Raw genomic sequence first — 13,695 nt, 5'->3', positions numbered from 1 at the left:
CAGAAGATTTTCAGACTGAATGCAAGCGCTTGCCTTATGATGTGTGAATTTCTCTAAGGCTTAAAAAGCACCGCAGATAGGGTGAGGCAAATAAGTAAGTGAGGGTTTGTTAAGAAAAAAGGCAGCTTATTAGCTGCCTTTTTAAAATACAATTTCAGAAGTAGTTTTAGGCTCAGCTAGCCAGCGCAGAGTCTGATTATGGTGTTTAATAATTTGATCAGCCGTAAGCTCATCTGAATCCCATGTACTATGAGCATCCGTAACAAGTGTAATTTCATAGCCATTTCCAAAGGCGTTTCTAGTCGTTGTATCAACACAGATTTCCGTTTGAATTCCCGCCATTACTAAATGATTAATTTCCTGTTTTGCCAGCTCTTCTTTTAAATTCGTCTTGAAAAATGAGTCTGGTGTTGTTTTATGTATAATGATATCTCCATCAATTGGAGCTATATCTGACTGAATTTCCCATCCAGGTGTACCGTATTCAAGTGGAGAACCTTCTTCAGAATGTTGGATATAAAATATTGGCGTATTTGTAGCTCTTGCTTTATCAATCAATTTGTTGAGATTATTTAATAATGTTTTCCCGTTATATACCGGATTAGATTCCGAGAACATAAAAGCCTGTACATCAATTACTAAAAGAGCTGTTTTTTTCATTTATAAATCTCCCCTTAGAAAATTGGCTATTTTTTACACCTTATAGAAGAAAATATATCATTATTAACAACATAGGAGAAGGGTTATTTCCAGAAGATTTCGCTTGTTGTAATTTAAAAACTATTTTGCAGTTAGTTGAATACCGTGCCAGTTGCTTACATCACATTGGCCAAATTCATTACTGCCTACAGCTACAACTGTGCCATCTGATTTAAGTCCAAGAGTATGTGTACAACCCGCCGAAATCGCTACAATATCGCACCAGTCACGTACATTACATTCGCCATGACTTTTCAACCCGGTAGCCATAACTGTGCCGTCAGCTTTAAGTCCGATCGTATGATTACTACCAGCCGAGATCGCTATCATGTCGTGCCATTCGCTTACATCACATTGACCATCCTTATTCAATCCCACAGCGACAACTGAGCCGTCCGACTTTAGCCCGACGGTATGGAGATAACCTGCTCCAACCGCTACAATCTCTTGCCATCCACTCACTTTACATTGGCCATACCGATTATTACCTACAGTTGTAACTGTGCCATCCGCTTTAAGTCCAACAGTATGCCAGTCACCTGCCGCTGTTGCTACTATATTGTGCCAATCACTTACATTGCACTGACCATCGTTATTTCGACCTACAGCTACGACCGTACCATCTGATTTAAGCCCGACAGAACGACGCCAACCAGCCGAAATCGCCACAATATCACACCAGCCGCTTACATTACATTGTTCATGCTTATTCCATCCTACAGCCACAACAGTGCCGTCTGATTTAAGCCCAATCGTATGAGAATTACCCGTGTGAGCGTTACCCGCAGCAACCGCCACAATATCGCTCCAATCGTTTACTTCTAGTTTGCCATATTTATGATCACCAACAGCTGTCACAGTACCATCTGATTTAAGCCCGACGGAATGACGATAACCAGCGGCTATAGCAGCTTTAAGCCACATTTTCACTTTTAACTCCGCTTCGTTTGGTGTTGTAGAATCCATGTTTTTACCACTCCAATTCCTAACAGGATTTAAATCGTACTTCTAATCTACAATCTTTAAACCCATCAATGTTGCAAATTGAACTGCTTGATTTGATGAAACCTTACAGCCATTTAAATTACTAATTGAAACTGTTAATTCATTAAAAGTAGAACTACTAATATCTATACCATTGAGAGATGTTTGTTCAAAATTTGATCCATCAATATTACAGCTATTAAAATCTACTTTTTTAAATTTACAATCATAAAAATCAGTACTTTTTAGAACAGAGTCTCGAAAAATTACTTTTTCTAGTTTTGATTCTCCGAATAGTGCCAAATTTAAAACGGAATTTTCAAATTGTACATTACCAATGCTAGATTCCGTAAAATTTGCACCTAATAATTTACAATTTTTAAAGATAACTTTGTGGATGGAAGAATTTCTCATATTACAATTTGCTAAATCACAGTCTTCGAAATATACATCAGTCATACTGATATTTTTAAAATCTGTATTTGTAAATTTACAATTCTTGATAACGGCTTTATATAAAAATACTCGATCTACAACTTCATTTTCAAAAACAGAGCCAGAGACCTCACACATTCCTAATTCTGGATCCTCTTCATAAAAAATATCATAAAAACTTCTTGCTATTAATTCTTTGGGGATAGTAGGTGTATCGATTTTCATATTGATTCCTCTCTTTAAATAAGTTAGATGAAACTTACATCTATGATTAACTACTCATTACTATAAAGAACTTTGAGGTTTAAAAAAAGACTTTTAATTTTAGTAGGTCTGTGTACAAAACACCTTATTTTATGAGGTGGAAACGTTAACTCTATTGTCAAATTCTCTCCTATTATAAATAAAATTTACTATTGAATATTAAGTCACTTATTCTAATTTTTGCTTTTTAAAAAATCGAAATCTATTAAAAATTCCATATTTATACTAGGATACTTGTCCAATCTACTTTCTATTATTTTGAATAAATTATATTAAAACTCAGGAGGTGATTTTATGAATTCAATGCGTCCAGTATCTAGAGCTAGTGTAGCTCAAAGACAAGGATCTTTTAATAGAATAGAAAATGCACAAGCAGAATTGCAACGTTTAGTAATCCGTGATTCACACAACATTACAGTTGCTCAGACTGAAGCTCAAGCTTTAGTTTTAGTACAACTTTCACTAAGTGCAGCAATTGAAGCTGTAATTCTAATTTTTGGTGATGATCCAAGAATTAGTCAGCTACAAAAAGTTGCTCAGTCCTTAGAGAACCTTCAATTACAATCACAATCTGTTTTGATTGAAAAAGCTGATACAATTGTAGTAACACAAACTGAACTTCAATTTGAAGCAGTTATTCAAGCTGCAATTGCATTATTAGCACAAATAGTAGCAAAAATCGGCTAATAATTTTTGGAGAAGAAAAGGACAAACTGTTTATGTCCTAAACCTCTTATACAAATTTGTTAAATGATTTTTTGCTAGGGTTTATGACTTTTTTTGAAGATGTTGGTAGTCTCCCGTCTTCAAAGAAAGTTATCCTGATTTTGATTTTAATACCATCTATTTTTATCAATCCGACAAAAATAGATGGTATTTTAGTGTTCATCTATCATTAATTATTAAAAATAAAAACAAAAGTATCGCTTCACGCTACATATTCTTTGTTTTAAAATAGTAGAAATAATAAAAACTTTGAAAAGGGGAAGAGTAGATGAATATTAAAACAACAGAAGTAAATGGGCAAGTAATTGCAATCGCCAATGCTGATTCAGTAATTCTTATGGATGAAAAAAGTGCTTTAGATCTTATTATGACAATAAGTTATGATTATAGAAGTAATCATATAGCACTTAATAAAGAAGCAATTTCAGAAGACTTTTTCAATCTTAGTACGAAACTTGCAGGAGCAGTGCTTCAAAAGTTCGTTAATTACAATATTAAGTTTGGGATTATAGGTGACTTTTCTAGTTATACAAGTAAGGCACTAAAAGATTTCATTTTTGAGTGTAATAAAGGAAATAATGTATTTTTTGTATCAACAGAACATGAAGCAATTGATCGATTATCAAAAGCAAATTAAACACTATTTTTGACAAAAGATAAAATGATTATCATTGTTCCAAACATGGAGATGATCAGCACGGTATCCTCGAAGCCATAGTACACCATTTATCCGTCTAATGTAAAAACCTTTTGGAAAATCTTCATCTTCAGATAATGCCTCAGATGCAATTGTGATAGAACCGGATGGAGCTTGATGCTGCTTTACAGAATTCCCTGCAAAACCTTCTGGTTGATCTAAGTATGACAGTCTTAAGTAAGGTCCTAGCTCGAGAGGGCACAATTGCAAATTTAGTTCCTTTGCTTTTTTATAAATTTGAGGTGTTGTAGCTCCTTCTAAAAATCCAAGATCGCCAACCGTTAGTTCAACTGTTTGAAGGCTGTACTTTGTTTTTGATATTGTAAAGTGCTCATCTTTTAATAGCATCTCACCATATTCATTCATTGAGATAGAAGCTTGTTGAAGTTTCTGGATTAACTGGGATTTCGTTTGGCTACCAATTTCTACTATTCTAGTAATAAACGGACAATTAGGGTATATTTTTTCTTTTTCTACATGCATTTTGGTCTCTCCTACTTTATTTTAATGTGCTTAAACTATTCTATAGTTCTCGTTAAATTTCCTTGTTAAACTAAGAGATAATAATAGGTCAAAATTTTTGGAAAATTGGAGTTGAATGATGATGAAAACAATTGGATTGATTGGTGGTATGAGTTGGGAGTCTTCATTACTGTACTATCAAATTATGAACGAACGTGTGAAAGAAAAGCTTGGCGGTCATCATTCCGCAAAAAGCTTACTGTATTCAGTCGATTTTCAAGAAATTAAAACACTTCAGTTTGAGGATCGATGGGATGAGTTAACGAAAATTATGATTGATATTGCTAAAAAGCTAGAGACAAGTGGAGCAGATTGTCTTGTTATTTGTACGAATACAATGCATAAGATGGCAAAGGAAGTGGAAGAATCAGTTAAAATTCCTTTATTACATATTGCTGATGCAACTGCTAAAGAAATTGTAAATAATGGGATTAAAAAAGTTGCTTTGTTAGGAACAGCATTTACAATGGAGCATGATTTTTATAAAGGAAGATTAATTGAGCAGTTTGGTTTAGATGTTATCGTCCCAAATGAGGCTGAAAGAAAACTAGTACATAATATTATTTATGAAGAACTTTGTCTTGGCATTGTAAAAGAAGAATCTAAGCAAGTTTATTTAAACATAATCGATCAGTTAATTGAACACGGAGCGGAAGCGGTTATTTTGGGGTGTACTGAAATAACGATGTTAATCTCTCAGGAAAATTGCAGTATCCCTGTCTTTGATACAACAAGAATTCATGCTGAAAGTGCTGTGGATTTTGCTTTAAGTATTTAATCATAAAAGAAACCCACAAGGTATGAAGTGAACCCAAATAGTTCGACACGTAATTTAATTATGCTGCTAGGGAGGATTGGACCCTGTATTGTACAGGGTCCAATCCTTTTAATTTTGTCTTAATTCGTTTGTGATTGTAGTAGTGGATATACTTTTCTAATTCTAAAATGAAATCTTCGATACTCTTAAATTCATGAAGATAAAATAATTCAGACTTTAATAAACCAAAGAAGTTCTCCATAACTGCATTATCTAAACAGTTACCTTTTCGGGACATACTTTGGATAATTTTGTTTTCTTTGAGTAGATGCTGATATTTTTTCATTTGGTAATATGCGTAAAACTCACGATTAAGTAGATTTGGAGCTATTCTACCAACGTTTCCACGATAAGAACGATACTTTTTACAAAATACTGTTTAGAATTTTACAAGAATCAATTACAAATGTTATACGTCATTCTCAAGCTACAAAACTAGATGTTGTATTGAAAAAGGAAGCTGATGTCATCAATATGACTATTAGGGATAATGGGGATTTAGAAAATGTTCAAAAAATTAGTCAAGGATTTGGATTAAAATCAATGAGAGAAAGACTAGAGAAAATGAATGGTAGTCTTTCGTATTCAGTTATTTTTCCACATGGCTTTGAAATCGTTGCAAAAATACCATTGTGACGAAGGGAAGGGTGAGAAAATATGTCAAATGAAAAAATAAAGGTCTTACTAGTTGATGACCAAACGATGATTAGGCAAGGGTTTAGTTATGTAATAAATCTACAAGATGATATGAACTTAATTGGTGAGGCATCTGATGGAATAGAAGCAATCAAGATAGCAAAAGAAAAACTCCCACATGTCATTCTGATGGATATACAAATGCCAAATCTTTCAGGAATAGATGCTACAAAAGAAATAATGAAACAATTACCTACGACGAAAATTGTTATTTTAACTACATTTGATGATCAAGAATATATTTACCAAGGAATTCGCTCAGGAGCTGTAGGGTTTTTATTAAAAGATGCCGAAGTTGAAGAAATGCTTGATGCGATTCGCTCAGCGTATCGAGGAGAAGCTATTTTTAAAACAACTCTTGCAGCTAATGCACTTTCTAGAGCGATTGTTTCTGGATTTGCAATGCCAAGTAAAAAAGGTGAATCAATCCTAATCGAAAAACCAACTGATCGTGAACAGGAAATCCTCCAGGAAATGGCCTATGGACTTCGAAATGACCAAATCGGTAAGAAGTTATTTATAACGGAAGGTACTGTTAAATCACATGTCCATCGTATATTACAAAAATTTGGCTGTGAAGACCGAACACAAGTAGTCGTAACGGCACTTAGGAATGGAATGGTGAAGTAAGAAGGACGTTTTGGAAAGTAAATAAAAAAGTAGATGTTATTTCTATCTGAGATAACACCTACTTTATTTGGACCGAAATCTACATAAATGAAATTTTTCAAAATGGCTTGTATTACTTTTAAAATCAATTCGGGGGAATAAGTTGAAAGGATAGTTTAGGAGAAGACATTTCGAATTGAAAAGTGCTTATTTTAGATTAAATTTAAGGCTAGAAGAAGTAATTATAAGGATGACTTTATAATTAGTAATAAAATGTTATAGAAAATCTTCGTTATATAGACTCGGTGATAAATGTGAGCATAAAATACATCTAATTAATTAGATATAATATTAAATGGTCGAAAGCAAGAGTTTGTTCTAGACACTGAACTATTTTGTACAAGTTTTTTTATGAAAAAAAGAGGGAAAATTAAAAAAACTACGAACTATTATTATTATTAATTCATTCGTTAATCGAAGTAATTTTTTCATTAAAAATTGGATATGTATTTTATTAAGTAAGTTTGTTAACAATACAGAAATTAAATAAAATTTACTAAAGAGGTGTAGTCAATGAGCTTCCATGATCCAAACGAATTTGATGAATTGATACCAAATGATACCGATTTAAATTTTATTAAGAAATTTCCAGAAGTTGAAGAAGCGATTGGAATTGATGAAATTCTGAAGTGGTTAGAAGATTAACGAGATGAGAATAATTTGAAAATAAAAAAGTACTTTCTAGATTTTTAGAAAGTACTTTTTTTCACGCTGTTGAAAAACAACCTTGTCAATTAAATTACCAAATTTTCGTAAAAGGGGTAAAGTGATGTTGATTTCCACTACAGGATGCTCGCTTTCCATGGGGCGAGATTCTTTAGCCTCCTCGGCAAGCCTGCGGGGTCTCAGCCTTCCCGCATATCCCATAGGAGTCGAGCACCCCTCCGCTCCAATCAACTTATTCATCGAAAAAAGTCTGCAATAAATCATTATCAAATTGCCTTTACTTAGAGTAACTCAACTATTGTATATTAATCAGCCTATAGGTCAATAAATATCGAGCTTTAATTAAACTAATCAACTAAATTTGTTTTTCTAAAAATTAGTCCATCGTATTTTTAACTTCTGAAAAAATTCATTACTAGTGATTAATGGAATCATGAAATTATTCAACCATCTTAACATTTAAAAACATTAATAGATCACCCCAAAAATGATAATTTCATCATTAAATTAATGTTCATTTAATGTCAGTTTTCTCGTTTTTTCTATAGATCAATTTATATTTCAACACTCTGAAAAAAGTACTTTTTAGATTTTTAGAAAGTACTTTTTTCCATTTTAAATTAAGATTATCAACCTAGTTAAAGAGGAAGATTTAATCATTACAATTCAACCGAACGAAAAAAGTAATAGGAAAAAAGTTAGGTAAGAAATGTTAATAAATACAAAGAACCAATATGAAATTGAACAATTTGCTACTTTCTATTTTGTATTTAAGTATTTTATTGAATTAAGAGCGTGTAATTTTGCCTATAGTAGGATCTATTAAAAGGTATTGCTTTCCTATTTCTAGAAGTAGTCTAAGTGAATATTTTGTAAGGGTTTTCATTTTGGTTTTTTGCTTTAATTAACGTTTGATCAATACGTACTTAATTAAGGAGGCTAATTAGAAATGAAGAAAAATCAGTTTGATACAAAGTTGATTCACGAAGGCTACAAAACTAGTGAGTATCACGGGAGTTTAACTCCTCCATTATTTCATACGTCTACCTATACGTTTCCTACTGCACAACATGGAGAACAGTCCTTTGCTGGTGAAAGAGATGACTTTATTTACTCAAGGTTAGGAAATCCAACTGTACAAATTTTGGAAGAACGAATGGCTGCGTTAGAAGAAGGAGAAGTAGCGTTAGCATTTGGTTCTGGAATGGCTGCTGTGTCTGCTACAATTTTTTCTTTAATTAGCACCGGGGACCATATTTTATGTTCAAAGGGTATTTATGGATGTACGTATGGTTTTTTAGAAATGCTAGAGAATAAATTTGGAATTGAACATAATTTTTGTGAAATGGATACTGAAGAAGAAATTCAAAACTTAATCCAAGAAAACACGAAAGTTATCTTTATTGAAACACCGATCAACCCTACAATGAAAGTAATTGATATTGAAATGGTTGTCGAAGTTGCAAAGAAAAATAATATTACTGTCGTAGTTGATAATACATTTTGTTCACCTTATTTACAAAAGCCATTAACACAAGGCTGTGACATTGTGCTACATAGTGCAACGAAATATATTAGTGGTCATGGTGATGTAGTTGCAGGAATTGTTGTTTGTAAAGCAAAAGAGCTAGCTGATCGAATGATTCCCATCCGAAAAGATATAGGAGCAATTATGTCACCATTTGATGCATGGCTCCTGCTTCGAGGATTAAAGACATTGGCTGTTCGAATGGACCGTCAATGTGAAAATGCAAAAAAGGTCGTTTCATTTTTACAATCACATCCAATGGTAAAGGAAGTATTTTACCCTGGAGATTTTAAAAGTCAAAATTATTTTATTGCAAGTAAGCAAATGAAAAAAGGTGGAGGAGTCTTCGCATTTACAATTGACGGAACGAAGAAAGATACGCAGGAATTTATTAACCACTTAGAGATGATAAAAATAGCTGTAAGTCTAGGTGATACAGAGACATTAGTTCAGCATCCAGCGACGATGACACATGCAGTCGTTCCAAAAGAGTTACGAGAAAAAATGGGCATAACAGATAATATGCTACGCATGTCAGTTGGGTTAGAAGCATGGGAAGATATCGTAGCCGATTTACAACAAGCATTAATTAAATCTAATAGCAATACTGTATGTTAATCGCTAGTTGATAAAAAAGTACTTTCTAAAATTTTCTTAGAAAGTACTTTTTATTTTCGCTCAAAAAATTAATTTGGAAAATCAACAATTTCATAAATAATATTTTTATCAATCCTAAACTCAATAGCAAAATGCGGATCAAAATCGATTAGTTGGTGGACTGTTATATATGAATCATGAATTTCATTAATGCAAACTACATAATGATAAATTAGTGTTTTTACGATGACTACCTCACCCTTAAAATCTTTGGCAAGACGATTAATCCTTTTTTGTGTTTGAGGAGACGTTCTTTCAGATACAGTTATATAATGTCGCTTCGCCTGCGATGACTCATCACTTGTAAAATCTCCTTGCTCATTTCTTGAAGAAACACTTTTACAGGATAATTTTCCAATCTCAATCACCAACGCTAAATCAATTCTAATTTGTCTAAACACCTCATCAGAGGCCAAAATGATCAAATTTAATGAATGGTCTTCATTAATTGATACTAATCTTCCTCTATAATTAAATAAAAAAGTCTCCAAAAAAACCTTTTTCCCAATTAATTTCTGAGCTCTTTTTAAAATATGACTTCTATTCTCTGGTGAAGTGCTTTTAGATATGCTAATTCCATGTTGTTCCGACAATAGTAGTTAACCTCCATGAGTTTGATACTACATTTTATGAAACGAATCATATAAGCCGAAACGGTCATTATCATTAGTTTAAAAATTTTTTTGGACTAGCAGTCGGTCAAAGGGAAGATTTTTAAGATTTTTGACATAAATAGGGGGTATATCTAGTCAAAATCGTAATAGTTTATAATAATGTCGTTGTGAAATTGCAAGTTTGATTTGATTTTTGGCTCAATTGACTGGTTAGACTAAAATATTCATTTAAAGACACCAGTTTAAGTTGAAAAGAGGCCAAAAATACAGATACTAGTATTGGTATATATCTAGTTTAATTGCGTTTTTCATACTTTTAATTGCAGAAATGCCATTTTTAATTGCGATACCGGGAATTTAATTGCAGAAATGCCATTTTTAATTGCGATACCGAGAATTTAATTGCACTTGCTTGAATAAATTACGACTTAATCCAAATTCCAATCAATAAAAAAAATCCAGCAAGTCCCCATAATAATGGACCACTAGATTTTTTAAACAAAACCTACTTATTCAAAGAATCAATAATCGGATAAAGCTCTTCTAAATGAGTAATTTCATATGTAGGTACAACTTCATTTCGCTCTTTATTATGCCTATTAATCCATACGTTTTTCATTCCAATTCTGCTTGAGCCTAAAATATCAGTCATAAGATTATCTCCGACCATAATGACCTCTTCTTTTGATAGTTCCATTAATGATAAGGCATGTTCAAAAATACTTGGGTCAGGTTTTCCTTTTCCGAAGTCTCCAGAAATTAGAATTTGATCAAAATATTCTTTTATCTTTGGTGTAATTGAAAGCTTCGTATGTTGCAAATCAGGGGAGCCGTTTGTTAGTAAGAGTAGTTTATATTGTCCATTTAATCGATCAAGCACATCAAATGTTTCATCGTATACAAAAGGATTTCCTTTGCGTTCTTCAGGGAATGTTTCGGCTAATAAACGACCAAATTCTGGATCATCTATTCCGAATGCTTTTAAGCCAAGCGTCCATGCATTTTTTCGATAGGTAGGTGAATTTTCCCTCATTTTTGGAAATTGATCATGATCATCTAAAAAATTCCCCCAAAGTCCTTCGAATGGATTAATGCCAATTAATTTAGTGAATTCGTATGTATCGTATGATTCATAAAGCTTTCTAGCCGCATCACGAACGGCATTTTCAAATTCAGCTGGATCAATACCGTATTTTTCTGTTGCTAGCTTGCATGTATTTGTGAATGCAACTTGAACACTTTTTTGGTCCCAAAGTAATGTGTCATCCAAATCAAAAATGATTCCCTTAATCATAAAAAAGCCCCTTCCAAATATGAACTGTATAAATTATCCACTATCGTACTAGGAAAATATGAATTAGTAAATAGTAAGCTACTAAAATTTAACTTTTTTTTTAGATACAAAGTATGGATTATTTATTTTAAATTAATAATATAGTACAAATGACGATTAGATGGAATATAATACCTTGTTGATTTTGTTTTAATTAATGATGAAAAGAGTGAGTATATGTCATTTGAAGATTTTGTAAACTGTCATTCAATGCAAATTCATACGAAGGCGGTCTTCGATAAACAAAATAAATTAATGCGATATTCGCTTACAAGAACTTGGGATGAATCAAAAAAGAAAGCTACGCTTGTATTACTTAATCCTTGTCGAGCAAATCATCTAAAGAGTGATTATATATTGGCGAGATGTCTTAACTTTTTTATAGATTATAAGAAAGGGAACTTCGGATCGCTAGAACTAGTAAATCTTTTTGCATTAATGGAACCGGATTCAACAAAGCTAAAAGGAAAAGAATGCGAAGTTGGCGAGCATAACGATGAAGCGATTAAATTAGCGATTAGTAATGCAGACATTATTATAGTAGGCTGGGGTTCAAGTAAACGATTTAAATGGAGAATAAAAGAAGTTCTAGATCTGCTAGAACCTTATAAAGATAAATTATTTAATTTTTGTGATGACTCAAATCGGAAGGATATCTTGATTCACCCAGTTATTTTAGCGGAGCGACATTGGTTAGAAAAATTAAATTTTGAAGCACTTTATGAATGGACTACAAAAGATTAATCTAAATAATATTTATGAAGACAACTCATTTTGGGTTGTTTTTTTTATTACTTGAAAATTCAAATACTTATATTTATAAAAATTGTTATAATAAATTGAGCATTAAGTTAAGTACAAGGCAGAAAGCTACACTTTAAATTAATTACAAAACTTTACTAAAATTGCTGACTTTCTAGAAACTCAATTATTACTTGAGTCCATTTTACCTCAATTCAAGTAACACTTGATTTTAACTATTCAATTAACTAGATACAATGAAATTAACTTTTAAATAGAGGTGAAAGATATGTTTGATATGAAAAAAGTAGGTAGACAAATTGCTCAATTAAGAAAGGCAAAGAAAATTACACAGATGAAACTAGCTGATCAATTAGGTGTTAGCTTTCAAGCTATTAGTAACTGGGAACGTGGAGAGACAATGCCTGATATTTCAAAATTACCAGAGCTTGCTGAGATATTTAATGTAAGCATTGATGAAATTTTAGGAAATGAAAAAGGTGTTAAGTTGATCAATAATTTAATTGAAAAAGATGATCCTGATTCTTCAAATGATTTAGAAGTTGAAAAAGAAGAATTTTTAAATGTTGCACCGATTCTTAATATCGATCAAGCCGACTTAGTTTTTAGAAACGTTGAAAATGACCTTACGATTTTTGATACAGCGGATCTAGCTCCATTTGTTAGTGAAGATATAATCGATGAATGTGCAAAGAAAGAATTTGCTTCCAATGGAATCAAAGAATTATCGCGGATGGCACCTTATATTAGTAACGATGTAATAGATGAAGTTGCGAAGAAAGAGTTTGAGTCCAATGGAATTGAAGAATTATCACGAGTTGCACCGTTTTTATCTCAAGAGTTAATTGATGAATTAGTGAAGAAAGAGTTTGAAACGAACGGTATAAAAGGATTTACAACTTTGGCACCATTTATTAGCGAAGAAGTAATTAATGAATGCGCAAAGAAAGAGTTTGAAACGAATGGTCTTAAAGGATTAACTGGGGTGGCACCATTTATCAGCGAAGAAGTAATTAGTGAGTGCGCAAAGAGAGAGTTTGAAACGAATGGTATTAAGGGATTAACTGGGGTGGCACCATTTATTAGTGAAGAAGTAATTAATGAATGCGCAAAGAAAGAATTTGAAACAAATGGTATAAAAGGATTAACGTCTATGGCACCATTTATTAGCGATGAAATCATCGATGAGTGTGCAAAGAAAGAGTTTGAGCAAAATGGCATAAAGGATATAACATCAATGGCAGCATTTATCAGTGACGAAATAATTGATGAATGTGCAAAGAAAGAGTTTGAAATAAATGGTATAAAAGGACTAGCATCGATGGCACCATATATTAGTAATGACATAATTAATGAATGCACAAGAAAGAGTTATGAATTAAACGGGATTAAGTCATTAACACCAATTTGTCCATTTATTGAAGGTGACTTACTTAATGAACTGGCTTTAGATGCTATATCAAAACATGGCATTAATGAAATTTTTTCAGTGATTCCATTTTTAGATTCAAAAATTGTAAAAAATGCAGTAATTAAATAGTTTCAAATTGAACTTGTTTTTACTTTAAGGGGTCGCAATTAAGACCCTTTTTTATTTTTTCTAGACATTTTATTAATAAAAAAAGA

Annotated in this window: 16 protein-coding genes and 1 pseudogene; 9 read left to right on the top strand and 8 right to left on the bottom strand. The window is 32.3% G+C overall.

What is annotated here, in order from left to right:
• Window positions 1-141 precede the first annotated feature (141 nt).
• The 3 genes from BED47_RS14275 to BED47_RS14265 all read right to left on the bottom strand — a co-directional run bounded on the left by BED47_RS14275 (window position 142) and on the right by BED47_RS14265 (window position 2,343).
• Window positions 142-660, bottom strand: coding sequence for a cysteine hydrolase family protein (locus tag BED47_RS14275; RefSeq protein WP_069034211.1), 519 nt, complete (start codon window positions 658-660; stop codon window positions 142-144).
• Window positions 661-780: 120 nt separating this feature from the next.
• Window positions 781-1,665: an RCC1 domain-containing protein gene (locus BED47_RS14270; protein WP_069034210.1), complete on the bottom strand. Its 885-nt coding sequence runs from the start codon at window positions 1,663-1,665 to the stop codon at window positions 781-783.
• Window positions 1,666-1,707: 42 nt separating this feature from the next.
• Window positions 1,708-2,343, bottom strand: a complete 636-nt coding sequence (locus BED47_RS14265) for a pentapeptide repeat-containing protein (protein WP_069034209.1) — start codon at window positions 2,341-2,343, stop codon at window positions 1,708-1,710.
• Between the two features lie 333 nt (window positions 2,344-2,676).
• Between BED47_RS14265 and BED47_RS14260 the strand changes: the two genes are divergently transcribed.
• The gene (locus BED47_RS14260; protein ID WP_025568217.1) at window positions 2,677-3,069 is read left to right on the top strand and encodes a spore coat protein; all 393 of its coding nucleotides are present in this window, start codon (window positions 2,677-2,679) and stop codon (window positions 3,067-3,069) included.
• Between the two features lie 307 nt (window positions 3,070-3,376).
• Complete coding sequence (locus BED47_RS14255) at window positions 3,377-3,745, top strand: DUF4180 domain-containing protein (RefSeq protein ID WP_069034208.1); 369 nt, start codon at window positions 3,377-3,379, stop codon at window positions 3,743-3,745.
• 3 nt (window positions 3,746-3,748) lie between these two features.
• On the opposite strand, the gene BED47_RS14250 is transcribed toward BED47_RS14255, so the two are convergent.
• Window positions 3,749-4,288 (bottom strand): helicase, encoded by a 540-nt coding sequence (locus tag BED47_RS14250; RefSeq protein WP_069034207.1) that lies wholly within the window; start codon window positions 4,286-4,288, stop codon window positions 3,749-3,751.
• Window positions 4,289-4,409: 121 nt separating this feature from the next.
• Here BED47_RS14250 and BED47_RS14245 point away from each other — a divergent pair, with 121 nt between their 5' ends.
• Entirely contained in the window at window positions 4,410-5,105 is a 696-nt protein-coding gene (locus BED47_RS14245; protein WP_069034321.1) for an aspartate/glutamate racemase family protein, read from the top strand.
• 58 nt (window positions 5,106-5,163) lie between these two features.
• Here BED47_RS14245 and BED47_RS23255 read toward each other — a convergent pair.
• Window positions 5,164-5,436, bottom strand: a pseudogene (locus tag BED47_RS23255) (IS3 family transposase); the annotation flags it as partial.
• Between the two features lie 29 nt (window positions 5,437-5,465).
• Between BED47_RS23255 and BED47_RS14240 the strand changes: the two are divergent.
• From BED47_RS14240 to BED47_RS24400, 3 genes are all read left to right on the top strand, one after another.
• Entirely contained in the window at window positions 5,466-5,780 is a 315-nt protein-coding gene (locus BED47_RS14240) for a sensor histidine kinase (RefSeq protein WP_069034206.1), read from the top strand.
• Window positions 5,781-5,801: 21 nt separating this feature from the next.
• Entirely contained in the window at window positions 5,802-6,470 is a 669-nt protein-coding gene (locus BED47_RS14235; protein WP_069034205.1) for a response regulator transcription factor, read from the top strand.
• A gap of 552 nt (window positions 6,471-7,022) precedes the next feature.
• Window positions 7,023-7,154 carry a hypothetical protein gene (locus BED47_RS24400; RefSeq protein WP_282439847.1) on the top strand — a complete coding sequence of 44 codons (132 nt, stop codon included), beginning with the start codon at window positions 7,023-7,025 and terminating at the stop codon, window positions 7,152-7,154.
• Window positions 7,155-7,190: 36 nt separating this feature from the next.
• Here BED47_RS24400 and BED47_RS14230 read toward each other — a convergent pair whose 3' ends face one another.
• Window positions 7,191-7,376, bottom strand: coding sequence for a hypothetical protein (locus BED47_RS14230; RefSeq protein WP_025568211.1), 186 nt, complete (start codon window positions 7,374-7,376; stop codon window positions 7,191-7,193).
• Window positions 7,377-8,124: 748 nt separating this feature from the next.
• Between BED47_RS14230 and megL the strand changes: the two genes are divergently transcribed.
• Window positions 8,125-9,321: a methionine gamma-lyase gene (gene megL / locus BED47_RS14225; protein ID WP_069034204.1), complete on the top strand. Its 1,197-nt coding sequence runs from the start codon at window positions 8,125-8,127 to the stop codon at window positions 9,319-9,321.
• Between the two features lie 68 nt (window positions 9,322-9,389).
• Here the strand turns inward: megL and BED47_RS14220 are convergent, their stop codons facing one another.
• Together BED47_RS14220 and BED47_RS14215 are read right to left on the bottom strand one after the other, a co-directional pair.
• Entirely contained in the window at window positions 9,390-9,953 is a 564-nt protein-coding gene (locus tag BED47_RS14220; protein WP_069034203.1) for a hypothetical protein, read from the bottom strand.
• A gap of 526 nt (window positions 9,954-10,479) precedes the next feature.
• Window positions 10,480-11,268 carry an HAD family hydrolase gene (locus BED47_RS14215; RefSeq protein WP_069034202.1) on the bottom strand — a complete coding sequence of 263 codons (789 nt, stop codon included), beginning with the start codon at window positions 11,266-11,268 and terminating at the stop codon, window positions 10,480-10,482.
• A 216-nt stretch (window positions 11,269-11,484) separates the two neighbouring features.
• Here BED47_RS14215 and BED47_RS14210 point away from each other — a divergent pair, with 216 nt between their 5' ends.
• Complete coding sequence (locus BED47_RS14210; protein WP_025568207.1) at window positions 11,485-12,051, top strand: DUF1643 domain-containing protein; 567 nt, start codon at window positions 11,485-11,487, stop codon at window positions 12,049-12,051.
• A 286-nt stretch (window positions 12,052-12,337) separates the two neighbouring features.
• Complete coding sequence (locus BED47_RS14205; protein ID WP_069034201.1) at window positions 12,338-13,609, top strand: helix-turn-helix domain-containing protein; 1,272 nt, start codon at window positions 12,338-12,340, stop codon at window positions 13,607-13,609.
• Window positions 13,610-13,695 lie beyond the last annotated feature (86 nt).

Source organism: Gottfriedia luciferensis, from assembly GCF_001712755.1.
GTDB classification, from domain to species: domain Bacteria; phylum Bacillota; class Bacilli; order Bacillales; family Bacillaceae_G; genus Gottfriedia; species Gottfriedia luciferensis_B.
The sequence above is the reverse complement of the archived record's forward strand: the minus strand, read 5'-3'. Positions and strand labels throughout refer to the sequence as shown.

Coding starts and splice junctions, on each gene's coding strand:
- BED47_RS14275 (WP_069034211.1), bottom strand. CDS start 660: ATGAAAAAAACAGCTCTTTTAGTAATTGATGTACAGGCTTTTATGTTC.
- BED47_RS14270 (WP_069034210.1), bottom strand. CDS start 1,665: ATGGATTCTACAACACCAAACGAAGCGGAGTTAAAAGTGAAAATGTGG.
- BED47_RS14265 (WP_069034209.1), bottom strand. CDS start 2,343: ATGAAAATCGATACACCTACTATCCCCAAAGAATTAATAGCAAGAAGT.
- BED47_RS14260 (WP_025568217.1), top strand. CDS start 2,677: ATGAATTCAATGCGTCCAGTATCTAGAGCTAGTGTAGCTCAAAGACAA.
- BED47_RS14255 (WP_069034208.1), top strand. CDS start 3,377: ATGAATATTAAAACAACAGAAGTAAATGGGCAAGTAATTGCAATCGCC.
- BED47_RS14250 (WP_069034207.1), bottom strand. CDS start 4,288: ATGCATGTAGAAAAAGAAAAAATATACCCTAATTGTCCGTTTATTACT.
- BED47_RS14245 (WP_069034321.1), top strand. CDS start 4,410: ATGAAAACAATTGGATTGATTGGTGGTATGAGTTGGGAGTCTTCATTA.
- BED47_RS14235 (WP_069034205.1), top strand. CDS start 5,802: ATGTCAAATGAAAAAATAAAGGTCTTACTAGTTGATGACCAAACGATG.
- BED47_RS24400 (WP_282439847.1), top strand. CDS start 7,023: ATGAGCTTCCATGATCCAAACGAATTTGATGAATTGATACCAAATGAT.
- BED47_RS14230 (WP_025568211.1), bottom strand. CDS start 7,376: ATGGGATATGCGGGAAGGCTGAGACCCCGCAGGCTTGCCGAGGAGGCT.
- megL (WP_069034204.1), top strand. CDS start 8,125: ATGAAGAAAAATCAGTTTGATACAAAGTTGATTCACGAAGGCTACAAA.
- BED47_RS14215 (WP_069034202.1), bottom strand. CDS start 11,268: ATGATTAAGGGAATCATTTTTGATTTGGATGACACATTACTTTGGGAC.
- BED47_RS14210 (WP_025568207.1), top strand. CDS start 11,485: ATGTCATTTGAAGATTTTGTAAACTGTCATTCAATGCAAATTCATACG.
- BED47_RS14205 (WP_069034201.1), top strand. CDS start 12,338: ATGTTTGATATGAAAAAAGTAGGTAGACAAATTGCTCAATTAAGAAAG.